We start from the raw sequence: 23138 nt of genomic DNA on the forward strand, positions 1-23138 counted from the left end.
GCGAAGAGGTAGGTGAGCTTACTGGCACCACATGATCGACGACCAGGAAGACGTCGGCAGCGACCAGGCATCAGGGTGACCGGCATCACATGACCACAAGCTTCATTGCCCGGTTGGCAAAGGCAGCTAACGAGATCGAGAAACTGCTGCACCTAGAAGTCAGCAGCTCACTCGTGCAATTGTCGAAATTAGTGGCCTGCGCGGAGCGCTCGGAATTGCCGGCCCGGCACACGAAACGATCAGATCATCGCGCTATTCAACGCATCAGCTAATGTGGATTATTCTCGTTTGCCTGGGTGGTCCACAGCGTTGTTGAGTGCAGCAGAAACGGTCAGAACCCTGAAAGTGCCTCGGGTGGAGAGACCAGAAAATTGATCCATGCGCAGGATCCGATCGATTGAGGATCACACCCCGCCTGCAGACGCACCGATCTCCTCAGCTCGGACCCGTTGGTTAGGGCTCGCCAACAGCCGCAGATGCATCACAGAGTTTCGAACTGACATCCCGACCGCCCGGGGACCGCCTTGGTTTGGCCTCGTTGACCAGCGACGAAGCATTGGAAACACCTGATTCAAATTCGCAGAAAGGACCTTACTATGATTAGACTAACGCTTGCCGCGGCAGGCTTCGCGCTTTACCTATCACAGGCAGCATATGCGTCCAGCGATGCGGCCTGGAACGCGCTTTTTGCCAAGGTAAACGGGACATGTATTGGTCAGTCGGGCCTGAACACTCCAGAGGCATCTGCCCCTGTTGTCTTCGATGATGCAGCTGGCAAGATTGCTCTGCTCATGCGAGGGCAGACAGGCAAGGGCAAGTCGAAGGTGAACGTCAGTCTCATCTGCCTTTACGACAAGAAGACCGGTAAAGCCTCGATCGCCGAGTACCACTGGCTCGGCAAATAGCAAACGCTGTATCGCGACATCTGAAAAATTCTAGCGGCGCTCAGCACTCGACACTTGGCCTTCTGAGAGCGCCGTCACGAGCGCGATGATCGATCCATGGGCCGTTTCATCGCGGATTTTCGCGAGAACCCTTTTCAGGTTCAGCCGGTCAGGACACCCGTCCAACTGTTCGATGGCATTGACTTCAAACGATGGCGGCATCCTGGCCGCCGCATTGTCCGAAAAGGGCAGGACGACGTTCTCAAAATCTGCGCGATTGCCCATACGCGACTTGACCTAACGCAATTTTGGCCTTCTCAAATTTTTGAATGTGTGGATGTGATCCCCAGCTGTGCTTCAAGAGTGTTCTTAGACACTCCGATGAGCTTGCGCCTTCCCTGATCCGCCGGCGAAGTTCGATGTCAACCTGCACGGAGCGCGCGCGGATTTTACAGTCATCATGCATACTTCTGAAGCTTCGCGGGGCCCGCGGTTCCAAGACATTGACAAGATTTCGTCGAGTTTGTCATGTCCAACCAAGGTAGGCTATGCTCGGGGGGCAGCACTGGAGCGGACAATTACGGTCAGAAATTAGACGGAACCTCGTCCGGCGACGTAATGTTGAGCATTTCAATCCTGATACCGGAGTTGAAGTTGTGTGCCTTTTCTCCGCCCTTCAAGAGCGGAATTATTCGGCCGCATGTTGAAGTGGATAACCGTCCAACGGTTCGACAAGCGCGATGATCTCAAAGTCGCTTATCATGCAATGTTGGTCGGAACCCAGAATTGCGATGGTCCAATAATCCGGATCCTCGCCGAAGACCGAGGACACTTGAACGATGGTCGTCTTGCCGTCGGTGTGCCTGTCGGAACGAGCCCAATAGAAAGCCTCAGGTACTAGACTCTTCATACCACCTACTCCCACAACTGCCCCGGATCATATCAGGATTTTCAAAAATGAGTATCCCTCGCTTAGCATCATCCCCAGGCGTATATTGCTGCTTTGCCGTTGTGCTTCTGGCTGGGATGTCACGACTGCTTGACATCGCAACTCGAAAGCGCTGTCCAATGGCTTCAGACACCCGATCGGCCGACTGGGATGACGTAAACATGGAAACCGTATGAGTTGCATTTTTGTCACCGGATCCACTGATGGGCTGGGGCGCGCCGCAGCTGAAACCTTGATGGACGCCGGGCACCGCGTAATCCTGCATGCCCGCTCGAAAGAACGCGCGGCCGTATTGGCCTCAATAACTGGAAACTTGGCGGACATCGTCATTGGTGACCTTTCGAGCGCTGGCCAGACCCGTTCAATCGCCGATCAGGTCAATGCTATCGGCGGTGCTGATGCGGTGATTCACAATGCGGGCGTCTATCACCAAGCAAGCCGCAATCCGACTTCCGAAGGCCACCCGACGATGCTCGCAGTCAACGTACTTGCGCCGTACATCCTGACAGCACTGATCGGCCGCCCTACGCGGCTGATCTACCTTAGCAGCGGCATGCACAGAAACGCCGGGACCTCGCTGGACGATATCGATTGGAAGAGGCGCGCATGGAGCCCAGTCACCGCTTATTCCGAGAGCAAGCTTCATGTTGCAACCCTCGCTGCAGCAGTCGCGAGATATCGGCCTGGCGTCGTCAGCAGCGCGGTTGATCCAGGCTGGGTTCCGACGAAGATGGGCGGAGCAGGCGCGCCTGGCGATCTCGAGGACGGCCATCGCACGCAGGTATGGCTGTCCGTCAGCGACGACGCAAGGGCCAAGGTGAGCGGTCAATATTGGTACCATCGCCAACTGCAACCGCCCTCGGCCGCCGTTGGCGACGTCGGTTATCAAGATCGCCTGATAATGAGGCTTGCCGAGATCACTGGTGTCAGTCTTGGCTGACGAGCGCTGACTACGTACGATATTTGCTTAGAGGCGAGGACGAATGGCCTCCACCGCGCGCGCAAAAGTAGCTTGACAGCGGGGCTGCCGGTTCGCCTCCCGTCAAGAGCGGTCCGCTCTTCTGAGTCTTTCTGTTTCGATGTTTCTTGCAACCCCTATCCTGTTACTGCCGATAGAACCCGGTCGAAGAAATGGGAGGGGTCCTCGCCGGCCAGGCTTGAGGTGTCGAATATCAGCCGCTCCTCTCGCCGAACCGCCCCGGCTTTCGTCGACGCTGCCACAAGCTTCGCCGACGTCTTCTCTGTCAAGGTCATTGCAAGCGCTTTTGGCCCGGCTTCAAGCTTGGCAACACCCAACCGTCCCGCGATAAGCTGCAGTCTTGCCGTCCTCAAGAGAAGCAGTACGTCGTGCGGCGGTTGGCCAAACCTATCTTCGAATTCGTCTGCGAGATCGTTCAATTCACTGACCGCGGATGCCCGCAGCAGTTTGGCGTAGAGGTTAAGTCTGACTGCTGGATCCGACACATAGTCCGACGGGATTGTCCCGACGTTTCCTAGGTTGACGATCGCGCGCTGTTGCACGCCTGACGGCTGCCAGCGAAATCTTGCGACGGCGTCTGCAAGCAGCTTTTGATAGAGCTCGATACCGATCGCTTTCATATGGCCCGCCTGATCTTCGCCAGCGATATCGCCGCCGCCGCGAAGATCGAGATCGCGGAGGCTGATTGCGACCCCAGCGCCCAGTCGGTCGTTTTCGACCAAGGTTGAAAGCCGTAAGCGCGTTTCCTCAGCCAGCTCAGCGTCCTGTTGGGTGAAAAGAGTAACGATGCCCTGGACCGCTCCGCGCCCGACACGTCCGCGCAACTGATGGAGCTGAGCGAGGCCGAACCGATCGGCTTGCCAGATAAACATCGTGTTGGCGCGCGGGACATCGAGGCCATTTTCAATGATGTTCGTGGCGAGAAGGACGTCGCCATCGCCTTGCGCAAAACCGACTATTGCTTCATCCATAGCCGCTGCCGGCATCTTGCCGTGCGCGACCTTGACCGAAAGTCCCGGAACGATCTTCTGCAACAGTATTTCGACCTGTTCTATGTCCTCGATACGCGGCACTACGACAAAGCTCTGGCCGCGGCGCCGGTATTCCCTCATCAGGCCTGTCCGCAAGGACGCCGGGTCGAACGGCGCAATTGACGTGCGGACGGGCCTGCGCCTAGATGGTGGCGTGGTCAGCAGGCTGACCTCTTGAACGCCCACCATCGCCAATTGCAATGTCCGCGGGATCGGCGTGGCCGACATGGACAGAGTGTGAAGAGATGGCGCGAGGCTGTTCATCGCCCGCTTTTCTTTCAGGCCAAACCGGTGCTCCTCGTCCACGATCACCAGGGAAAGACGTGCGAAACGAACCTCTTTCGAAAGGATCGCCTGGGTCGCGATGATGATGCGGATCTCGCCCTCGGCAAGTGCAGCCCTGGTCTTTTTCGCCTCACTTGGCTTGAGCAGTCGAGACAGCATGCCGACCGCGATGCCGGTCCCCGCGAACCGATGTTTGAAGGTGGCAAAGTGTTGTCGAGCGAGCACTGTGGTTGGTGCAATGACAGCCACCTGTCCACCGCAAAGTGCGACCGCTGCTGCTGCGCGTAACGCGACTTCGGTCTTGCCGAAGCCGACATCTCCGCAAACGAGCCGGTTCATGGCTTGTCCGGAGGCGAGATCGGAGAGGACAGCCTGGATGGCGTCGGCCTGATCAGGAGTTTCGGAAAATGGAAAACGACGGGCGAAGGCAGAAAATTCGAGACGCGGTGGCACAAATCTTTCTGCTTGCGCAGCCTGCCTCTGTTTCGCAACCGTCATAAAATGACGCGCGGTAGACTGAATGTCTGCCTGGATTTCGTCGCGTCTCCTCTGCCAGACGTCCGTGCGGAGGCGATCGAGTGTGATTGCTTCGGGCTCGGCGCCGTAACGCCATAATTTTCCAAACTCCTCCATCGGCACGAGGAGAGAGCCGCCATCGCGATATTCCAAGCGAGCCGCGTCCCGAGAGACGTCGTCCACGGTGATGTTTTCCAAATTTTTCAGGACGCCGATGCCATGGTCTTCGTGAACGACAACGTCGCCTATTCGAAGCTCTGCTGCCGCCAGAACGGCACTCGAATTCGCTATCCCACCCGCTCTATCGGTTGCGGCAATGACGACGACATTCTGCCCGACGTCGACAAAACCTTGCTCTAAGTCGCAGGCCAAGCTTAAGAGGGTGCCAGGCTGTGCCTCCAAGACCGCCTCCCATGTGTCGACGGACCTTGGCGCTTTCCCGGCTGATTTTGCCAAACGCCGACCGATCGCTTCGGCCGTTTTGCCCTGCCCAGCAATCAAAACCTTCAGCCCGTTGTGCAGATGACCTTGCGCGAATTCGACCAAGGCTTTGCGCTGGTCTGCGCGTGATATTTCTTTTGGAACCTTATGTCCCTTTCCGAGATCAAATCCGTTTGTGAAAACGTTGGTGGAGAGCCGTTTCCACTCGTCCCTATCCAGATAGAGAGAACGGGAGGAGGGGTGCTCCTTATCGTCGAACGCCTCGCGGGACTGGCGAGCATCTTCGATAATCTCGAGGTGGCGTTCCACACGTTCGGTTGCGCCGGGAGCCAGAAGGAAAGTGGCATCGCCGAGTACGTCAAACACGGTCGGCATGTCTCGATAAAGGCGCAGCAGCAGTTGTTCCATCGTCTCCAGAGCCGGAGCATTGTCTTCTGTAAAACGATCATAATAAATGGCTTCGGATGCCGGACCGAACGTCACTTGGTCGAGATAGCTTTCTGTCCGCTGCGTTATCCGGTCAAAACCTCTGAGTTCCTCGACCTTCTCATCCTCCGACAGAACGATGCGCATCGGACCGGGCGCGCCGGCAGGGTAGATGTCGATGACGCCTTCTCTAACCGCCAGCTCGCCTGGGTCGTCCGCGACACCTTCTTCCTGATAGTTGGCCCGCTGGACGAAGTCGGAAAACGCATCACGATCGAACGGCTTTCCCACTACAAGCTCGATATGGCTTTTCGAGATGACGGTCGCTGGCGGAATACGTTGGAGTGTTGCGTCCAACGAGGTCAAAAACAGCCGCGGCCCGCCGCTCCGCGTGCTCCAAATGCGTAGAGCATCCATTCGCAGGCCCATACAATGTGCCGATGGTGGCACCCGGTCATAGGGCAGGCAGTCCCAAGGCGGAAAAACGATCACCTCGATCTCAGGAACCAGCGCACTGAGTGCCTCAGCAATTCTGGCAGCCGCGCCTTCGCTTAGTGCCACATAGCACAGGGGGAGCTCGAAGCTTTGTAAAGCTGCAGCCAGCCTAGTCGCTACGACACCCGGCGGAGGGTTGCAGACTTGGGCGTGATCGGCCCGATCAGGGAGCGTGGAGGCATCTTCATCTCTGGACTCAACGACGCTCACAGGAACCTGCCATTCTCTCGCTGGCGACTTTACCAGCTTGGAGAAACGGCTTCTCGATCAGGGTGTTCCATTAGAGCGGATCTCTTTGCTCATAACCTGACGACCGCAGGTTCAAATCCTGCCCCCGCAACCAATCTTTCCAGATACTTAGCAAGGTAATTTGGCCCTTGAAGCCATCGCGCGAGTTCCTGGTCTAGCCGAGAAACACCCTCAAGCCGTCGCCTTTCTGCATGAAAAACTCGCCCGGCACCGCGCATATGTGCGAGACCATGGGGAGGACATGCCGGAGATACTGAACTGGCGTTGGCGTGGGGCAGGTACCGCGGGTCGGTGATTAAGCAATGACGTTCAGGAAGGCGTCAGATTCACTGGCTAGGCGGGTCTGGTTCAACCACCGAGAGGCGACTGACGTGAAGATTATACGAGGAGTTCTGGTGGCTTTCGCACTGGCCGGCGCTGTCACCCCAGCTTTGGCAGCGACCACAGTCAGGGTCGTTGAGGGAGGGGAGGGAGGTGGTCCGATGACTCTGTCAGTTGATCAGCCAACCATCAAGGCCGGCGATACCGTGTTCATGGTGCATAATGATGCGGTGACGGAGGAACACGAGATGGTTTTGGTCAAATTGAAGTCCCCCGACGCGACCGTCCACGTTGTCGCCGGCAAACATCGCGTCGATGAAAAGCAGTTGAAGAGCATGGGGGAGGTCTCCGAGCTCAAGCCTGGCGCTGACGGGCAGTTGAAGGCGAACCTCACTGCTGGCTCCTATCTCCTTCTGTGCAATATCAAGGGCCACTATGAGGCCGGCATGCATGCGATGTTGACCGTCACGAAATAGGGGCTTCCCCGTCAAAGATAAGTATAAGCAGAATCAGTGGCAGGGAGACGACGATGAAGAAATTGACACAAAACCCGACGGCGTACTCCTTGCCGCAACGCATCCTTCATTGGCTGTCGGCGCTGCTCGTCTTCTACAATCTGCTTTTGCCTGACGGCATGAGCGAGTGGCAGCGGGCGATCGAACACACCGGTTCGGCAACTGATGCGCAATTGGCAGGCGCCGATCTCCATGCGTATGTCGGAATTTCGATACTGTTGCTGATCAGTATCCGCCTCGTGCTGCGCTTCATTCAGGGAACGCCTTCCGCGCCCGCCGAGGAACCTTACGTCCTGACCTTTGCAGCCAAAGGCGCCCACGCGACGCTTTACCTGCTTCTTTTCGCATTGCCGATCAGCGGGATGGCAGCGTTCTACTTCGGTTACGACCGCACGGGAGAGGTACACGCCGAGGTGCTGAAAGTTATACTCTGGATCGTCATCGCCGCCCATATCCTTGGCGCGCTTGCTCATCAATTCTATTGGAAGACGAACGTCTTGAGGCGAATGACGGTCGGATGAGCTTGCTGCAGAAGGGCCCCGATTGATCCCGATCAAAGCGTCCTGTCGAAATATAAGCTTCAATCGCCTCCACAGACCAGGAGGTAAGGTCATGCTGGCCAAAGACATAATGACGTCCCCCGTCACGACAATAGACGAGGGGCACAACGTCAGACAAGCGATCGAGATCGTCAACGCCAATAAGATAGGGGCCGTGCCCGTCGTTGACGCAGAGGGACGGCTGACCGGAATCGTGACCGAGAGCGACCTGATCCGGCGCGTGGCATCTTCCTGGACAAGACGTTCCGTCCCACACACGCGTGACCGGGCGGACGCGCTTGCGGACTATCTCAAAGCCAGGAGCTGGCGCGTCAAGGATGTCATGTCGTCACCCGTCATCAGCGCCACGCTCACGTTCAGAATGGAATCCGCCGTTCGTGGTCGGTTCGCACGACGGTCGCGGATGTCGGCGCCTGCACCCCGATTGCGCGGATTACCCAATAGAAGCACCGATTGTACAAGGGCCGGCACTCCCTATAGCGGCCTTCAGCATGCTCTTCCTTGTCGTTTATGTCAGGTGCGCCAGATCGCCAAGTAGCGGGCACGGTGCATCACAGACGAGAAAGAGGACGCGATGGATAACAAAATCGAGGTGACGGGGAGTGCGATGGACGCGGATGTCACGGCGCGCGCCGTGGCGAATATTCCGCGAACAATAGAGAGCCACGGCGTCATCGGCGATCTTGCGACGATCGCGCTCGTCGCGACAGACGGTACGATCGACTTCCTGTGTTGGCCTGACTTCGACAGCCCGTCGATATTCGCTGCATTGCTCGATCCGGAGCGCGGCGGAATGTTTCAGATCGCACCGGACCTTCCCAATGCCCGCGTAACCCAACAATACCTTCCGGACACGAACGTCTTGCTGACACGATGGATGGCGGACGAGGCCAGCGGAGAGCTTACGGACTTCATGTATGTGAAGAACCGGCGTAGCGATGGGTCCAGCATGCTGGTCCGACGGTTCAGAGCGACCCGAGGCACGATGACGATCCGCGCGACCTGCTCCCCGAGATTCGATTACGCCTCCAAACGAATATCCCCGCAGCTTGATGGCGTCACAGCCATCTGGCGACATCCCAATGGCGAGGTGGTGCGGCTGGTGGCGGGCGCACCACTCGGCGAGATCGACGGCGCCGTCACCGGGCAGATCACGCTCCGCGCGGGCGAGGTCGTCGATTTCATACTCGACGACGGCGACGACGAGTTCGATGAGACACCTCAAAAGATGGAGGACCAGACCGTCGCCTTTTGGCAGGACTGGGCAAGGCAGTCGACCTACCGCGGGCGGTGGCGCGAAATGGTCAACCGTTCCGCGCTGACGTTGAAGCTCATGACGTCGCGCAAACACGGTTCAGTGATCGCTGCGGCAACGTTCGGTTTGCCTGAGGCGCCGGGCGGCAGCCGCAATTGGGATTACCGTGCCACTTGGATCAGAGACGCATCCTTCACGGTCTACGCGCTGATGAGGCTTGGCTATCGACAGGAGGCGATGGCATTTAACAACTGGATCGGGCAGCGTGCAGCCGCATGCGACGCTGGCGGCCGCCTGAAGATCATGTACGCGGTAGATGGTGGAGAGGTACCAGACGAGATCAACCTCGATCATCTACGAGGATATGGCGGCGCCACACCTGTGCGCGTTGGCAACAAGGCGTCCGAGCAGTCCCAGCTCGACATATACGGCGAGCTCCTCGATTCAATTTATTTGAGCAACAAATATGGGCATGCGATCTCTCACGATCACTGGGAGGGCGTCCGCGAGGTGATCGAGTACGTCTGCGACCACTGGCAGGATCCTGATGCTGGGATCTGGGAGATGCGCCGAGAGCCCCAGGAATTCCTTCATTCGCGGCTCATGTGCTGGGTGGCGGTCGACCGCGGAATCCGTCTGGCGACGAAACGATCGCTAGCCGCGCCTTTCGTCAAGTGGCAAGACGTGAGGAACGATATCTATAACGATATCTGGACCAACTTCTGGAATAAAGACAGGGGTCACTTTGTCCAGACCAAGGGCGGCGAAATGCTCGACGCCTCGCTTCTCCTGATGCCGCTTGTGAGGTTCGTTAGCGCAACCGATCCGCGGTGGCTTTCAACGCTGGAGGCTATTGGCGCACAGTTGGCTGACGACGGCGTCGTTCACCGGTACAGAAGCGACGATGGCCTCGACGGGGAAGAGGGCGCCTTCTCCGCCTGCTCGTTCTGGTATGCCGAGTGCCTGGCTCGGGCAGGGAAGAGTCAGAAAGCTCGCAGGGTTTTCGAAGCGGCCTTGAACTACGCCAACCATCTCGGACTTTACGCCGAGGAGTTCGACGCCCAGGCGCGACTAGCCGGCAATTTCCCGCAAGCCTTTACCCATTTGGCCTTGATCAGCGCTGCATTCTATCTCGACCGGGAGCTTGATGATCGAAACAGCCAAGAATGGCGTCCGTAAAATAGGCCTCTGGTGCGTTTTGCTTTGACTGAGCACAGGTGATGGTCGGGCTCGATCGCCGCCGGAACTTGCCTTCATCCTCCGCGTTCTCATAAAACGAGGAGGAATGCCAAATGTCAGTCCCATTCGAGCCAGTCGCGCCGCCACCGAAAGTGCCCCCGCTCGACAATCCGCCGGACCCCTATCGAATTCCGGGCGAAGAGCCGCTTCCGGATCCGGAACCGGACGATGGCGGGGCGCCGATCTCAAGAAGTTCCACTCGCTACTCGACATGTGGGATGCTCTGCACGGGCGTTAGACTGCAGCCCGAGGATCGCAAATGAGCGGCGACTGGAAAGACGGTTTACGTGACCAGCTCGAAGACTTGGTCGACTCTCTAGTCGTGAAGGGTGCCAAGCAGTCCGACGTCTATGACGCGATCGTCGATGAAATCGGAAGCCTCCAGAAGGCATACGACCGCGATCCAGACCCGGCCGAAGACAGGCCGGGTGTGGAGGCCGAGGAACCTTCGAACGAATGGCCCGGCGCGCTGCCTTAAGGGCAGGCGGCCCAGGCCACGCTAGGCGAACCCCGTCGGCCCACGACATGCCAAACCAGACCGCGGAATCCGGCGCCTTTCTCCATTCGAGCAACGCGTCGTGTGCTTTGACGGCCTCGCACGAAAGGCCGGGTCGTCCATCGCTTCGTCGACGATGATTTCTATGTTGCGGAGCAGCCAAAAAGAACACGAGGTGCGTTGCGGCTAGTAACTAGACACGCCTGATGTAGCAACTGCACGAGGCGACGTCTGACGACCGGGTCGTTTTGCCTGTCGCATGGCGACGATGGTCGTCATCGAAAAGCTCCTAAAGGGTCTCCTGTATCGAACACGATGCCATCGCGGCGTACGACTCGTGCGTCTCGGGCGGCGGCGGAATAACGACATCTTACCGATACTGGGGGACATGACGTCGCCCAAGGTCTGGGACATGTACGTACGCGATCGTCACATCGATACCCTTAAAGTGAAGGCGCGGAATTTCCAATAGATGTCCCTTCTTGGACGCCGCCCGCGAAAGCACTAGATATCTCAGACCGAAAGACAGGACCATTCGCTTAATGTCGAGAACGAGCCGCCTCTTCGAAATGCTGGGCATGCTTCGCACACGACGAACGCCGGTAACCGCGCTGGAGCTGGCGCAGGAACTCGGGGTCTCCGAAAGGAGCGTTTATCGGGATATCGAAACGCTTCGTCTGCTCGGAGCACCTCTCGACGGGCAGGCGGGCGTCGGGTTTCTGCTGCGCGACGGTTTCTTCCTGCCGCAATTTGCATTTTCGGCCGAAGAGGTTGAAGCTCTAATCCTTGGGCTGACCTGGGTGCAGCAGAGAGCCGATCCGGCTCTTTCTCAGAGCAGCGACAGCGCTCTGGCGAAAATACTCTCAAGTCGGACCGACCGGCTCCACGACGAACACGCGCCGGCACTCGTTTCGGCAGCTTCCATCTCGCAGCGATCCGATCCGGCGCAGGTGGGAGTGATACGTGATGCGATCCGTCGCCTGCGAAAGGTCGCGATCGCATACGAGGATGCTGGCGGCGCTATGTCTGAACGTGTCGTCTGGCCGATCACGATCGTATATTTCGATGACGTGCGTGTTCTCGCTGCGTGGTGCGAAGCCAAGTCGGCATTCCGTCACTTCCGCGTCGACCGTGTTCGGTCCGCGTCGATCCTCGACGACCGGTATCCGGAACGACGGTCTCTGCTCATGCGGCGCTGGCGCGAGCAGGATCGGGACTGGCGTTCGTTCCTGACAGTTTCTGACGGTGCAAGAGGTTAGACTTTCCGAAGCGTCCCCAAGGACGCTCTGAATGAAAGGATAGCTTATGGTCGCGTTTTCACCCGACGTCTTTGAAAAGTTCCTCTCTGAAGAGGACGACGCCCCTGTCGTGATGCTGAACCTTCTACGGTTCGTCCCCGAGGGCGGCCGGGAACGGCATCTGGAATACCTCAGAATGGCGGAACCCATTCTAGCCCGCTTTGGTGCACGGATATTGTTCCGTGGCGACGGCCTCGATGTCCTTACGACCGGGCCGGTGGAAGGCTGGGACGCAGTGATGCTAGTGCAGTACCCGCGGCGGACGGCATTCAGAGAAATGGTGGAAGACGCCGAGTATCAGAAGGCCTTTGAAGTAGGAAAGTCGGCCCTTGCAGATATGGTCCTGCAACCTTTGCAGATCTCGAAAGGACTTTGAATAAACCACCATCGGCTGCCGCGCCGTAGTACCGCAGCAGCCCGCATTTGCTCCGCACGTTCACACCGGAGGGGAAGTGGGGTTTCCGTTCAAGCGGGGTGTGGGTTCTCGGTTCAAAATCCTCATCGTCCGTCTGGCGGCGAACTTGACTTTCCTCGGTGTCGATCCTGCGTCCCTTACAAAGATCATCTTCACCCACGCGTACCCGGATCATTCGGGCGAAACGACGCTGCCGGACGGGGCTTTGCCGTTTCCAAACGCCGATATCAAATCAGCGAAGCCAAGTGGTCTTTCTGTACGAATCCGAACTACGAGACGTCCAGCCGGAGCCGCTTTACGCCTTCGCCCGTGGGGCACAGCGCGACCTCTTTGCCGTGAAGGATTGGCTGACGTACGTCGAGATAGGCGACGAAATCGTGTCAGGTTTGAACGTCGTAAGCACGCGAGGTCACATCTCGCTGGTACAGGGCGGCGACGGCAACCTGCCGAAAGCGGGGCGACGTCATCCCAAACGACATCGTCTCCTTTGGCAATCCGAAATGGCATTTCGGCTTCACACCGAACAGAAAATCGCTCTCGCGAGCCGCGCTGCGCTACTCGACAAGGCCGCGAATGAAAAGCTCCTTATGTTCGGCTACCCCTGGATCTACGCCGGCGCCGGTTTCGTGGAGCGCCACGGCGCAGGATACATGTTCGTCGCGATGACCGAAAAATGGCTCCCGTGTTCAATTGGTCGAGCCCAAGCTCGACGAGATCGCGACGAAATGAAGAATGCGGTCATAACCTTTGCCTCCGACGCAGCTTGGAAGCTCGTTGCCGTTCCCTGATCGACCCCACCTCAGTGTTGTACTCGCTTTGGTTGTCAGCATATTCGCAAGCGCGAGCTGCATACGCTCAAGCGGCGTGATCCTCATCAACCAGGCGACGCTGGTCACTGGTCTAACTCTTGTTCCGTTCGCACTATATCCCTTTGGTTGGGACTTAACGCCTGCCTCCACGCGCGACGTATTGGATTAGGCCGAACAGACTGTCGCTCGTTTCGCTGCCAACCACACCGAGATCTCGCACAGCATCCATGTGATTTCGATTGCGAATGACCCGTATCGAAACGGGAACACCCTGTTCCCGCAACACATTGGCGAAGGCGTCCAATTGCACGTGAAACGGCCTTGTTTCATTTTCGCCTACCGCCAAGATCGCGCGGCAAGAGGGATCGTACGAATGGCCTAGTGGCGTGAAGGCCGCGACCTCGTCATCCGTAAGAGCAATCTCGGCCTTTAAAAAGGACTGCTGTAAGGGAAGGAGATCGTAGAGGCCGCCCAGCAACAGGGCGCCATTGACAGAGGAACCCGTGGTGCTGCTTTGAAAAAGGAATGTTGAAAGATGGGCTCCTGCAGAATGACCACTGATCGTGAGCAATGAAGGGTCGCCACCGTGCTCTGCTATGTGAAGAATGACCCATTGCTTGGCACGAACGACCTGATCTACCAGGACCTTCATCCTCACACCCGGCATCAACGCGTAGTCTACAATCACCGCGATCGCGCCAGCGCGTGTGACCGTATTGGCAATGCAGGAGTATTCACGCTTTGACCACATCCGCCAGTATCCGCCGTGGATGAACATGTGAACCGGAAGATTTTGACGCGGCCCTTCTGGGAAAAAGATGTCCAACGATTCACTCGGGCCATCGCCATAGGCGACGTCCGCTATCATGGGTAACGTTTCCCGCGCCTTGGCACTGGCCGCGACGATCTCTTCGACGATGACATCGAAATCCGCGACATGGTCGCGGATCCGAAATGGGTCGGTCTCCAAAATCACTCCTCCAGGATTAGAAACTCGTGGCGATATATTTGGCTTCCATGAATTCAGCAATGCCATGGTGCTGACCGCCTTCGCGCCCAAGACCGCTCTGCTTTACTCCGCCGAAGGGCGCGGCCGGATCAGAGACGAGCCCCCGATTGAGCGCGATCATACCCGCTTCGATGCCGGAAGAGACGCGTAGCCCACGCGCGATATCACGCGTGTAAACGTAAGCGGCAAGCCCGTATTCGGTGTCGTTTGCGCGTTCGATGGCCTCGTGTTCGGATTCGAACCGGTACAGAGGCGCGACCGGTCCAAAAATTTCCCCTGCCTTCATCTCTGAATCGTCAGAAACGTCTGCAAGCACCGTTGGCGGGTAAAAGAACCCATCACCTGTTGTCGCATCACCGCCGCACAGGACGCGCGCACCTTTCGCCTTGGAATCTTCGACCAGGCGGCTGATCTTTTCTACCGCCTTTCGGGTTATCATCGGGCCGCATTCGGTGTCAGCCTCAACGCCCGCCCCGACTTTGAGCGCAACCATACGCTTCGTGAGACCTTCAGCGAACTGGTCGTAGATCCCGGACTGCACGTAGAAGCGGTTTGCCGCCGTGCAGGCCTCTCCCGCATTGCGCATCTTGGCAATCATCGCGCCCTCGAGCGCCGCATCGAGATCCGCGTCATCGAAAACCAGGAACGGTGCATTGCCACCAAGCTCCATCGAGCAAGATATGACATGCTTGGCCGCTTCAGCGAGCAGCTGGCGGCCGACATCTGTTGACCCCGTGAAGGAAAGCTTCCTGACCCGTGGGTCGGCCAGAACCACCTCGGTCATCGGGCCAGGGGTCGTTGTCGTCAGTACGTTGACGACGCCCTTCGGTACGCCGGCCTCTTCATATATTGCGGCCAGAGCATAGGCTGTCAGCGGCGTCTCGCTTGCCGGTTTCAGGATTACCGTACAGCCAGCCGCTAGTGCCGGAGCTATTTTGCGGGTGGCCATCGCCGCCGGAAAATTCCACGGCGTAATCAGCAGGCAAATGCCAATTGGCTGATAATCGACGATAATGCGGTTGGTGCCAGATGGCGCAATGCCGAATTCGCCGGTGATGCGAACGGCTTCCTCGGCATTCCAGCGAAAGAATTCGGCAGCGTAAGCCACCTCGCCCCGCGCGTCTCGCAACGCCTTGCCGTTCTCCATCGAGATCAACGACGCGAGCATCTCCGAGCGTTCAAGCATCAGTTCGAAGCATCGGCGCAAAATTTCGGAGCGCCTGCGGGGAGGCGTTGCGCGCCACGCAGGTGCCGCTGCCGCGGCGGCATCAATGCTCCTGCGTGCATCATCGATCGTGGCATCTGGCACGGATGTCAGAACTCTACCTGTAGAGGGATCGATGACATCGATCTGTTGTCCGGACCGAGACTGTCGCCATTCTCCGTCGATGTAGAGCCCGCGAGCGGCGGCTGCGATGTCCGGGACTTGATGATTGGAATTAGAGATCTGCTGGGCAATGGTCATGATGTTTCCTCGATAACTAGATGGCGGATGCGGCCAGATCGCCGTCATAGGCCGCTTTGACGAGACGCTTCATCGCCTCGAGGTCGAAGGGCCGTGGATTGTTCTTGATGAGCCGGTCAATTCCGAAGGCCTGTTCGGCCGTCCAGTCGAGCTTGTCTTGGGCCAGCCCGAGATCGGCGAGCGTGCGGGTGATACCGATCGCCGCAAACAGTCTGCCAATTTCCTCGATTGCGGCGATCGCTAGCTGCTTTTCGTCGAGGTCCGGTGTCGCCAGACCGAGCGCGGTTCCGATCTCGGACATTTCGGAAATTGACGCAGACAGATTGTAGTTCATGACGTAGGGCATCATGGTTGCAACACCGAGGCCATGGGCGGTATGCGTAAGAGCACCCGCGGGATATTGAATGGCATGAGCCGCGGCGGTACCGGCTGTCCCGAACGCGCAGCCTGCTGCAAGCGCCCCCATCATCACCTCTGCACGCGCATCTTCGTCGGAGCCATCCTTGCAGGCTTTCTCAAGACTGCGGCCGAGAAGCTTGATAGCCAAAAGGGCGAAATGGTCAGTCAGCGCGCTTTTGCCGATAAAGACGTGGTTTTGCGCCAGTGCGTGATCCGTCCCGCGGCGAGCGGCGGTAAAGGCTTCGATCGCGTGGGTGAGGGCGTCGGCCCCTGCGACCGCCGTTAAACCCGGTGGGCAGGTCATCGTCAGTTCCGGGTCGCAGATCGCCGCCGTGGCAATCAAGTAGGGGCTCGATATCCCGACCTTCAAAGTGCGTTCGGCGTCCGAGATCACTGCCACGGGCGTTACCTCCGAGCCGGTACCTGCCGTCGTCGGAATAGCAATGACAGGGATCGTCGGGCCTGGAACTTTGTATTCGCCGTAGTAGTCCTTCAGTTTACCGCCGTGGGTCAGCAATAGGGCGGCGCACTTTGCCATATCCAAGCAGCTTCCCCCGCCAATGCCGATCACCATCTCAGGATCAAAATCGCGGGCATATTCGACGCAGACCGATACGCTATCAGCAGGGACGTCCGGTTGGACCCCATCATGGATCAGGAAATCGATGGATGCGGCTTCGAGGGCCTTCACCAACTCGGCAAACACGCCGGTGCCGGCGAGCCGCTCGTCGGTGCAGATCAAGGCACGCCGTCCAAGCCTAGCTGCGACGGTTGGCAAAGCGTGACGTTGCCCTTTGCCAAACAGAATTTCTTGGGGAAGCCGAAGAGCGGCGAAAAGGGTCATTGTCCATGTCCTTTGACAAGCGATTTGCTGGAGTGAGAGAGGGCGTTCAGTTCGTCCCAAAGCCTGGCCGAAATCTCGATGCCATCGGAAAGTGCACCTTCGCGTCGAGCCGACGCGCCGTCGCCTGGAACGGTCACGCGCATGCCTGGATCCGACGGGCGGGAACTGCGTACGCTGTCGAGATAGGCGCTGAAGCAGGCTAGGAACTCGGGTTGTTCACCGACATCAATGGCAATGAGCACATCGCCTTTGTTGCATATGGCGTCGGCGTCGAGCGTCCCTCGGACGTCTGGCGCGATTGCGGATCTCGCAATCGACGCCACCATCAGCTCCAGCGCCATGCCGAGAGCATAGCCCTTGGCTTCGCCGAAGGGTGCGATCGAGCCCGTCATGGCGGCCGCCGCATTAGTTGTCGGTCTCCCGTTGGCATCGCATGCCCAGCCTTCAGGTATTGGCAAACCGTTTGCGGCATGATGGTGTATCTTGCCCATTGAAACGATGGCGGTAGCGAGGTCGACCACCAGTGGCCTGCCTGCCGTCGGTACTGCGATTGCCAACGGGTTGGTTCCTAAGAGAGCCCGCGTCCCACGGTAGGGGTGCACGAGTGCCTCGCTGGAGGACATGGCAAGCCCGATCAAGCCCTTCTCGGCAAAGCGCTCGACGTAATAAGCGAGCATACCGAGATGGTTGGAGTTGCGGATGCCAGCAACGGCGATACCAGTCTTATGAGCTTGCTCCGCAATTCGTTCTAGCGCGGAGATAGCGACGACTGGGCCAAGTCCTTTCAACCCATCGACCTCCAAAAATGATGATGAGCGCCAATGCGCATTGCCCTCGGTGGCTGGGTCGATTAGGTCGCGCTCGATGCGGGTCAGAATACGAGGAAGGCGTTGCAGCCCGTGCGATGGGTGGCCTTTGAGCTCGCCCTCGATAAGCACGCACGCCTGAAGATCGGCGCATTTTGAGGGTGCGCCGCGCTCGACCAGGAGCCGCCCAGCCAGCTCTAAAGCTTTCTCCGGATCAACCTTCACGTCCGCTCCAATTTAAAATCCTATAGGATATGGGATTGCATATAGCGGAGCATCGTGGTAGCGGTAGGTCATGTCAAGAGGCAAAAACATGCAACAAAGAAATCAGACTGCCGCACCTGAAGTGTTCGATACGAGTGGATTTATCCCGCGCGCAAACAGTCTTGCAGGGAGCGTCTACGAGGCGATTTTCGCGCAGTTGATGTCGTTAAAAATTGCGCCCGGAGCCAGGATCACGGTCGATAACCTCGTTAAAGAGCTGAACGTCTCGCAGACGCCTATTCGCGAAGCGCTAGGACGACTAGAGGGTGAGGGTCTTGTCATCAAGACCCATCTCATCGGCTTTAGTGCCGCGCCGCAAATCACCCGACGCCGTTTTGATGAACTTTATCAGCTCCGACTGCTTCTTGAGCCCGATAGTGCGGCCAGGGCGGCCACTGCCATGGATGAGGGCAAGCTCGCATCGCTACGGGCGGCAGCTGGCCTCATGGGCCGTCGTGAAGGCGGTGATGAACGCCTGCGCTACTCGACCTTCGCGCGGCAAGACGCAATGTTCCACGACAAGATCTTGGAGATCGCCGGCAACGAGCTCATTCGCGAGACCCTCAATCATCAGCACACCCATTTCCACATCTTTCGTTTGATGTTCCATTCGCGGGTGACCGAGGAAGCGCTGGACGAACACGAGGCGCTCCTGGGTGCACTGGAGGCGGGTGACTCGTCTGCAGCGGAGCGCGCGATGCGCGAGCATCTGGAGCATTCTCGCGACCGGCTCCTGCCGGCATTCGACTGAGGAGAGCCGAATGCCGAACGTCGTCAGCATCGAGAGGCGGGGGAGGGAAGATGTGAGGGAGATCGGCGAAGCTGTTCGGCATCCGGTTCTGCGCGCGTCGGCTCTGTCGAAGCAATACGGCCCGGTCACGGTCTTGTCCGATATCACGTTGGATATTCTGCCTGGCGAAATCCACGCCATTATCGGCGAAAACGGCGCAGGAAAATCCACTTTCATGCGCTTGCTGTCGGGATACGCCGAGCCGACCGGTGGATCGCTATCGATGGGGACTGGCGAAGTCAGGTTCGCCAAGCCTGAACAGGCCCAGGAAGCCGGTATTGTTCTTGTTCATCAAGAGATCCTGCTTGCCGATGGGCTGACGGTTGCCGAGAACGTGTTTCTCGGCAGGGAGATGATGCGAAATGGTGTTGTCGATGACAAAACCATGCGCCGCCTGACAGCAGAGAAGCTCGCCGAGCTTGGCTGCGTCGCGTCGCCCAACGCACTCGTTCGCGACATTTCGCTCGCGGACCGTCAGCTTGTGCAGATCGCCCGTGCCCTCCTTGACGATTACAAGCTGGTCATCTTCGATGAACCGACAGCTGTTCTCACCGGAGAGGAAGTAGACCGGCTTCTCGTCATCATCCTACGCCTGAGGGCGCAAGGCGCTGCCATCCTTTATATCAGCCATAGGCTCGACGAAGTGCAGCGACTTGCTGACAAGGTCACGGTTCTGCGCGACGGCAAGATGGTAGGGACCTACCCCGGGCAGACGCTCAGCCAAATGGACATGGCGCGTTTGATGGTCGGCCGCGATCTCTCAGCCCTCTATCCCCCAAAGCGGGCACATGCCTTAACCGGGACGATCCTGGCGGTGCGCAATCTCACGGTCCCGGGATTTGCGAGGGACGTTTCATTTGACGTCCGCAAATCAGAAATCCTCGGCTTCGCCGGAATGATCGGCGCTGGTCGAACGGAGCTCTTCGAAGGAATTATGGGCCTGCGTCCAGCCTCTGGCTCGGTCGAATTGTTGGGCAAGTCAATTGATATTCATTCGCCGCGTGCCGCGCTCGACGCTGGCATCGGCTACCTGACCGAGGACCGCAAGGGCAAGGGGCTTCTCCTGCATGAGCGACTCGCCCCGAACCTGACGCTCTCGGCGCTCGGCCGTTTCCATCCTGGCCTTCTCGTGCGACGTCGCCGCGAACAGGAGGCCCTTACAGAGGCGGTCAACCAATATGACATTCGCGTGAAGGACATCGGGGTCAATGCTGGCCAGCTGTCCGGCGGAAACCAGCAAAAGCTTCTTCTTGCAAAAGTCTTGCTCACGAACCCTTCGGTGGTCGTCATCGATGAACCGACGCGCGGAATCGATATCGCTAACAAGGCGCAAATCTACGCCTTCATCCAGCAGCTCGTGTCACAGGGGAAGACTTGCATCGTCGTCTCGTCGGAGATGCAGGAACTCATCGGCATCTGCGATCGCATCGTGGTGATGAGGGAAGGGAGTATCGCAGGTGAAGTGTCCGGGGAGGCTATGACCGAACACGCTGTCGCGCTTCTGGCAACGAGCGACACTGCGGCAAGCAACGAGGGAGGTAGAAGATGACGGTTATTACGGGCACCACGGCGGTTAAGCCGGACCGGGAGTGGAATATCAGATGGTCTGATATTGGTCCGTTCCTCGCACTTGCGGCGCTGATGGTCATCGGCTTCGCAATCAATCAGGACTTCCTGTCGGCGACCAATCTTGCGAATGTGATCACGCGAAGCGCCTTCATAGCCATTATTGCTGTCGGTGCGACATTCGTTATTTCTTCTGGTGGCCTTGATCTTTCGGTCGGCTCGATGGCGGCGTTCATCACCGGGATCACCATCATGTTTATGAATCGGATGGCACCAGAGTGGGGCGTGTCTGCAATCCCCGCGGGGATGGTGGTGGCTGTCGGCGTCGGTCTGTTCTGCGGCTTAATGAACGGCCTTATCGTCACGATCGGGAAAATCGAACCCTTCATTGCAACGCTCGGCACGATGGGGATTTTCAGGGCCCTGATCACCTACATGTCGGACGGCGGCACGATCCCAATCGATCGCAGCCTGCGTGACGCCTATCGACCAGTGTATTTCGGCACGTTCGGGGGCATCCCGTATCCCATCCTGATATCGATCGCGGTTGCGGCGGTAGCGTCGTTCATTCTCTACAAAATGAAGTACGGCCGAAAATGTGCCGCCGTCGGAGCCAACGAAGACGTCGCTCGCTACTCCGGTATCTCCATCATCAAGACACGCACGATCGCCTATGCCATCCAGGGTGCGTGCGTCGCGATTGCTGCCATCTGCTACGTTCCACGGCTCGGTGCGGCGACGCCGACAACGGGTGTCCTCTGGGAACTGCAGGTCATCACCGCTGTAGTGATCGGCGGCACGGCGTTGCGCGGCGGCAAGGGACACGTCTGGGGAACAGTGGCAGGCGCGGTCATTCTCGAATTGATCGCCAATCTCATGGTGCTGTCCGACTTCGTCTCGGAGTACCTGGTGGCCGGTGTACAGGGCGTCATCATCATCATCGCCATGCTCATCCAACGGTTCTCGAAATAGCCCGTGTCAGGACCACACGGGTTCACGATCTTAGGTCCAAATTCTGGGAGGAATGGAATGTCTACGAAGAAATGGATTGCGGCTGCGGCCGTTACGACGTTGCTCACCGCAGGGCACGCGCTCGCCGCCGACAAGAAAGTCGTCGCCGTGTCGATACCGGCTGCAGACCACGGCTGGACGGCAGGGATTGTCTACCATGCACAGGCGGCCGCGAAGGAAATCAACGCCGCATTCCCGAATGTCGAAGTCGTCGTCAAAACCTCGCCGTCGGCCACCGCTCAGGTGAGCGCGCTTGAGGATCTCTCGGCGGGCCGCAAGCTCGATGCGCTGGTCATCTTGCCCTATACATCGGAAGAGCTGACCACTCCTGTGAAAGCCGTCAAGGATTCAGGGACATTCATCACGGTTGTCGATCGCGGTCTTAACGACCCGACGATACAGGACCTCTACCTGGCAGGAGACAACATTGCTGTCGGCCGCAATACGGCAAAATTCATGATCGACAAACTCGGCGGCAAGGGCAATCTCGTCGTGCTGCGCGGCATCCCGACCGTGATCGACGACGAGCGCATTCAAGGCTTTCAGGATGCCATAAAAGGCACGGAGCTGAAGGTGCTCGACATCCAGTACGCCAACTGGAACAGCGACGAAGCGTTTAAACTCATGCAGGATTACCTTGCGAAGTATCCGCAGATCGACGCTGTATGGGCAAACGACGACGATATGCTGCTCGGTGTTCTGGAAGCGGTCAAGGAATCCGGGCGCAAGGACATCAAGCTAGCACTCGGCGGCAATGGCATGAAAGACATCGTCAAGAAGGTCATTGACGGTGATGCAATGACCCCTGTCGAAACACCGTACCCGCCTGCGATGATCAAGACCGCAATATACATGACGGTCGCAAACCTGGTCGGCCAAGCGCCGGTTCGTGGGACGGTCAAGCTGGACGCACCGCTGATTACCCAGGAGAACGCCAAGGAATACTACTTCCCGGATTCTCCCTTCTGATTATCCACGTCAACCGGGGCGGCGAGCGCCGCCCCATCGCATGAGCAAGAGGAGTAAAATCATGCCAGGCAAGAAGATACTGATGCTGACAGGCGAGTTCACAGAGGAATACGAGATTTTCGTTTACCAGCAGGCAATGGAAGCCGTTGGCCATACGGTGCACGTCGTTTGCCCAGACAAGAAGGCCGGCGACCTAATCAAGACCTCTCTGCACGACTTCGAGGGCGACCAGACCTATACCGAAAAGCTCGGACACTTTTTTACGATCAACAAGACCTTCTCCGAGGCCGAGACGCAGCTTGATCAGTATCACGCTGTCTACGCTGCCGGTGGTCGTGGTCCGGAATACATCCGTACCGACAAGCGCGTTCAGGCAATGGTTCGCCATTTCCATGAGAAGCAGAAGCCGATCTTCACAATCTGCCACGGCGTGCAGATCCTCGTGGCTGTCGATGGTGTGGTGCGGGGTAAGAAAGTTGGTGCACTGGGCGCCTGTGAACCGGAGGTTACCTTGGCGGGTGGAACGTATGTCGATCTCTCGCCGACCGAGGCGTATGTCGATGGTACAATGGTCTCCGCAAAAGGCTGGACAGCGCTTGCCGCTTTCATCCGCGAGTGCTTGAAGGTGCTTGGCACCGAGATCCATCACCGGGATGATGTGGCTCGGGCTGCTTAGACCAAACCTTGCACAAAATACTCGAACCCCTGTCCGCCTGCGGGCGGACAGGGAGTTCTTGCCTAGGACTGGAGCCGTCGCCAAAGAGTACCAACGATGTTTAAAACCGGAATCTCAGGCCGAATCCGCAAGGTTCAATCGGAGTGCCTCGCGCGATCTCGATCTCGTTGGAGGCA

General features: G+C 58.1%; 22 protein-coding genes and 1 pseudogene. 16 read left to right on the forward strand and 7 right to left on the reverse strand.

The window, feature by feature from the left end:
• Nucleotides 1–596: 596 nt before the first annotated feature.
• A complete protein-coding gene (locus AB4Z25_RS14205; RefSeq protein ID WP_442208265.1) occupies nt 597–905 on the forward strand; it encodes a hypothetical protein in 309 nt (102 codons plus the stop codon).
• Nucleotides 906–935: 30 nt separating this feature from the next.
• On the opposite strand, the gene AB4Z25_RS14210 is transcribed toward AB4Z25_RS14205, so the two are convergent.
• On the reverse strand, nt 936–1169 hold the full coding sequence (locus AB4Z25_RS14210; RefSeq protein ID WP_442208266.1) for a hypothetical protein: 234 nt from the start codon (nt 1167–1169) through the stop codon (nt 936–938).
• 403 nt (nt 1170–1572) lie between these two features.
• Nucleotides 1573–1794 carry a hypothetical protein gene (locus tag AB4Z25_RS14215; RefSeq protein WP_442208267.1) on the reverse strand — a complete coding sequence of 74 codons (222 nt, stop codon included), beginning with the start codon at nt 1792–1794 and terminating at the stop codon, nt 1573–1575.
• A gap of 211 nt (nt 1795–2005) precedes the next feature.
• Between AB4Z25_RS14215 and AB4Z25_RS14220 the strand changes: the two genes are divergently transcribed.
• Nucleotides 2006–2773: an SDR family NAD(P)-dependent oxidoreductase gene (locus AB4Z25_RS14220; RefSeq protein WP_442208268.1), complete on the forward strand. Its 768-nt coding sequence runs from the start codon at nt 2006–2008 to the stop codon at nt 2771–2773.
• A 155-nt stretch (nt 2774–2928) separates the two neighbouring features.
• Here the strand turns inward: AB4Z25_RS14220 and AB4Z25_RS14225 are convergent, their stop codons facing one another.
• A complete protein-coding gene (locus AB4Z25_RS14225; RefSeq protein ID WP_442208269.1) occupies nt 2929–6216 on the reverse strand; it encodes a DEAD/DEAH box helicase in 3288 nt (1095 codons plus the stop codon).
• Between the two features lie 157 nt (nt 6217–6373).
• On the opposite strand from AB4Z25_RS14225, the pseudogene AB4Z25_RS14230 reads away from it, so the two are divergent.
• The 9 genes and pseudogenes from AB4Z25_RS14230 to AB4Z25_RS14270 form a co-directional block, all read left to right on the forward strand.
• Nucleotides 6374–6550 (forward strand): annotated as a pseudogene (locus AB4Z25_RS14230) (hypothetical protein); the annotation flags it as partial.
• Nucleotides 6551–6650: 100 nt separating this feature from the next.
• On the forward strand, nt 6651–7052 hold the full coding sequence (locus tag AB4Z25_RS14235; RefSeq protein ID WP_442208270.1) for a sulfocyanin-like copper-binding protein: 402 nt from the start codon (nt 6651–6653) through the stop codon (nt 7050–7052).
• Between the two features lie 53 nt (nt 7053–7105).
• On the forward strand, nt 7106–7612 hold the full coding sequence (locus tag AB4Z25_RS14240) for a cytochrome b (protein ID WP_112386538.1): 507 nt from the start codon (nt 7106–7108) through the stop codon (nt 7610–7612).
• A 109-nt stretch (nt 7613–7721) separates the two neighbouring features.
• On the forward strand, nt 7722–8189 hold the full coding sequence (locus AB4Z25_RS14245; RefSeq protein WP_442208351.1) for a CBS domain-containing protein: 468 nt from the start codon (nt 7722–7724) through the stop codon (nt 8187–8189).
• A gap of 36 nt (nt 8190–8225) precedes the next feature.
• Entirely contained in the window at nt 8226–10085 is a 1860-nt protein-coding gene (locus tag AB4Z25_RS14250) for a glycoside hydrolase family 15 protein (RefSeq protein WP_442208271.1), read from the forward strand.
• A 319-nt stretch (nt 10086–10404) separates the two neighbouring features.
• The gene (locus AB4Z25_RS14255) at nt 10405–10623 is read left to right on the forward strand and encodes a hypothetical protein (RefSeq protein WP_112386536.1); all 219 of its coding nucleotides are present in this window, start codon (nt 10405–10407) and stop codon (nt 10621–10623) included.
• 500 nt (nt 10624–11123) lie between these two features.
• Complete coding sequence (locus AB4Z25_RS14260) at nt 11124–11900, forward strand: helix-turn-helix transcriptional regulator (protein WP_442208272.1); 777 nt, start codon at nt 11124–11126, stop codon at nt 11898–11900.
• Between the two features lie 46 nt (nt 11901–11946).
• Nucleotides 11947–12315 (forward strand): DUF1330 domain-containing protein, encoded by a 369-nt coding sequence (locus AB4Z25_RS14265; RefSeq protein WP_442208273.1) that lies wholly within the window; start codon nt 11947–11949, stop codon nt 12313–12315.
• Between the two features lie 284 nt (nt 12316–12599).
• On the forward strand, nt 12600–13142 hold the full coding sequence (locus tag AB4Z25_RS14270; RefSeq protein WP_442208274.1) for a hypothetical protein: 543 nt from the start codon (nt 12600–12602) through the stop codon (nt 13140–13142).
• 154 nt (nt 13143–13296) lie between these two features.
• On the opposite strand, the gene AB4Z25_RS14275 is transcribed toward AB4Z25_RS14270, so the two are convergent.
• From AB4Z25_RS14275 to AB4Z25_RS14290, 4 genes are read right to left on the reverse strand one after another with little or no spacing between them, the layout of a single operon-like run.
• Entirely contained in the window at nt 13297–14133 is an 837-nt protein-coding gene (locus AB4Z25_RS14275) for an alpha/beta hydrolase (RefSeq protein WP_442208275.1), read from the reverse strand.
• A 16-nt stretch (nt 14134–14149) separates the two neighbouring features.
• Nucleotides 14150–15637, reverse strand: coding sequence for an NAD-dependent succinate-semialdehyde dehydrogenase (locus AB4Z25_RS14280; protein WP_442208276.1), 1488 nt, complete (start codon nt 15635–15637; stop codon nt 14150–14152).
• Nucleotides 15638–15653: 16 nt separating this feature from the next.
• A complete protein-coding gene (locus AB4Z25_RS14285) occupies nt 15654–16880 on the reverse strand; it encodes an iron-containing alcohol dehydrogenase (RefSeq protein WP_442208352.1) in 1227 nt (408 codons plus the stop codon).
• On the reverse strand, nt 16877–17911 hold the full coding sequence (locus AB4Z25_RS14290) for an Ldh family oxidoreductase (RefSeq protein ID WP_310295946.1): 1035 nt from the start codon (nt 17909–17911) through the stop codon (nt 16877–16879). The genes AB4Z25_RS14285 and AB4Z25_RS14290 overlap by 4 nt, the downstream gene beginning before the upstream one ends.
• A gap of 88 nt (nt 17912–17999) precedes the next feature.
• On the opposite strand from AB4Z25_RS14290, the gene AB4Z25_RS14295 reads away from it, so the two are divergent.
• The 5 genes from AB4Z25_RS14295 (at nt 18000) to AB4Z25_RS14315 (ending at nt 22962) form a co-directional block, all read left to right on the forward strand.
• Nucleotides 18000–18701, forward strand: coding sequence for a GntR family transcriptional regulator (locus AB4Z25_RS14295; protein WP_112386528.1), 702 nt, complete (start codon nt 18000–18002; stop codon nt 18699–18701).
• Nucleotides 18702–18711: 10 nt separating this feature from the next.
• Nucleotides 18712–20289 carry a sugar ABC transporter ATP-binding protein gene (locus AB4Z25_RS14300; RefSeq protein ID WP_442208277.1) on the forward strand — a complete coding sequence of 526 codons (1578 nt, stop codon included), beginning with the start codon at nt 18712–18714 and terminating at the stop codon, nt 20287–20289.
• A complete protein-coding gene (locus AB4Z25_RS14305; protein ID WP_112386526.1) occupies nt 20286–21278 on the forward strand; it encodes an ABC transporter permease in 993 nt (330 codons plus the stop codon). The genes AB4Z25_RS14300 and AB4Z25_RS14305 overlap by 4 nt, the downstream gene beginning before the upstream one ends.
• 57 nt (nt 21279–21335) lie before the next feature.
• Nucleotides 21336–22286: a substrate-binding domain-containing protein gene (locus tag AB4Z25_RS14310; protein WP_112386525.1), complete on the forward strand. Its 951-nt coding sequence runs from the start codon at nt 21336–21338 to the stop codon at nt 22284–22286.
• Between the two features lie 61 nt (nt 22287–22347).
• Complete coding sequence (locus AB4Z25_RS14315) at nt 22348–22962, forward strand: DJ-1/PfpI family protein (protein ID WP_112386524.1); 615 nt, start codon at nt 22348–22350, stop codon at nt 22960–22962.
• Nucleotides 22963–23138: the final 176 nt, after the last annotated feature.

The organism is Rhizobium sp. RAF36, assembly GCF_052114105.1.
Classification (GTDB): Bacteria; Pseudomonadota; Alphaproteobacteria; order Rhizobiales; family Rhizobiaceae; genus Rhizobium.

Bases quoted from the DNA above. Each gene is read 5' to 3' on its own strand.
- AB4Z25_RS14205 (WP_442208265.1), top strand. From the start codon at position 597: ATGATTAGACTAACGCTTGCCGCGGCAGGCTTCGCGCTTTACCTATCA.
- AB4Z25_RS14210 (WP_442208266.1), bottom strand. From the start codon at position 1,169: ATGGGCAATCGCGCAGATTTTGAGAACGTCGTCCTGCCCTTTTCGGAC.
- AB4Z25_RS14215 (WP_442208267.1), bottom strand. From the start codon at position 1,794: ATGAAGAGTCTAGTACCTGAGGCTTTCTATTGGGCTCGTTCCGACAGG.
- AB4Z25_RS14220 (WP_442208268.1), top strand. From the start codon at position 2,006: ATGAGTTGCATTTTTGTCACCGGATCCACTGATGGGCTGGGGCGCGCC.
- AB4Z25_RS14240 (WP_112386538.1), top strand. From the start codon at position 7,106: ATGAAGAAATTGACACAAAACCCGACGGCGTACTCCTTGCCGCAACGC.
- AB4Z25_RS14245 (WP_442208351.1), top strand. From the start codon at position 7,722: ATGACGTCCCCCGTCACGACAATAGACGAGGGGCACAACGTCAGACAA.
- AB4Z25_RS14250 (WP_442208271.1), top strand. From the start codon at position 8,226: ATGGATAACAAAATCGAGGTGACGGGGAGTGCGATGGACGCGGATGTC.
- AB4Z25_RS14255 (WP_112386536.1), top strand. From the start codon at position 10,405: ATGAGCGGCGACTGGAAAGACGGTTTACGTGACCAGCTCGAAGACTTG.
- AB4Z25_RS14265 (WP_442208273.1), top strand. From the start codon at position 11,947: ATGGTCGCGTTTTCACCCGACGTCTTTGAAAAGTTCCTCTCTGAAGAG.
- AB4Z25_RS14280 (WP_442208276.1), bottom strand. From the start codon at position 15,637: ATGACCATTGCCCAGCAGATCTCTAATTCCAATCATCAAGTCCCGGAC.
- AB4Z25_RS14285 (WP_442208352.1), bottom strand. From the start codon at position 16,880: ATGACCCTTTTCGCCGCTCTTCGGCTTCCCCAAGAAATTCTGTTTGGC.
- AB4Z25_RS14295 (WP_112386528.1), top strand. From the start codon at position 18,000: ATGCAACAAAGAAATCAGACTGCCGCACCTGAAGTGTTCGATACGAGT.
- AB4Z25_RS14300 (WP_442208277.1), top strand. From the start codon at position 18,712: ATGCCGAACGTCGTCAGCATCGAGAGGCGGGGGAGGGAAGATGTGAGG.
- AB4Z25_RS14305 (WP_112386526.1), top strand. From the start codon at position 20,286: ATGACGGTTATTACGGGCACCACGGCGGTTAAGCCGGACCGGGAGTGG.
- AB4Z25_RS14310 (WP_112386525.1), top strand. From the start codon at position 21,336: ATGTCTACGAAGAAATGGATTGCGGCTGCGGCCGTTACGACGTTGCTC.
- AB4Z25_RS14315 (WP_112386524.1), top strand. From the start codon at position 22,348: ATGCCAGGCAAGAAGATACTGATGCTGACAGGCGAGTTCACAGAGGAA.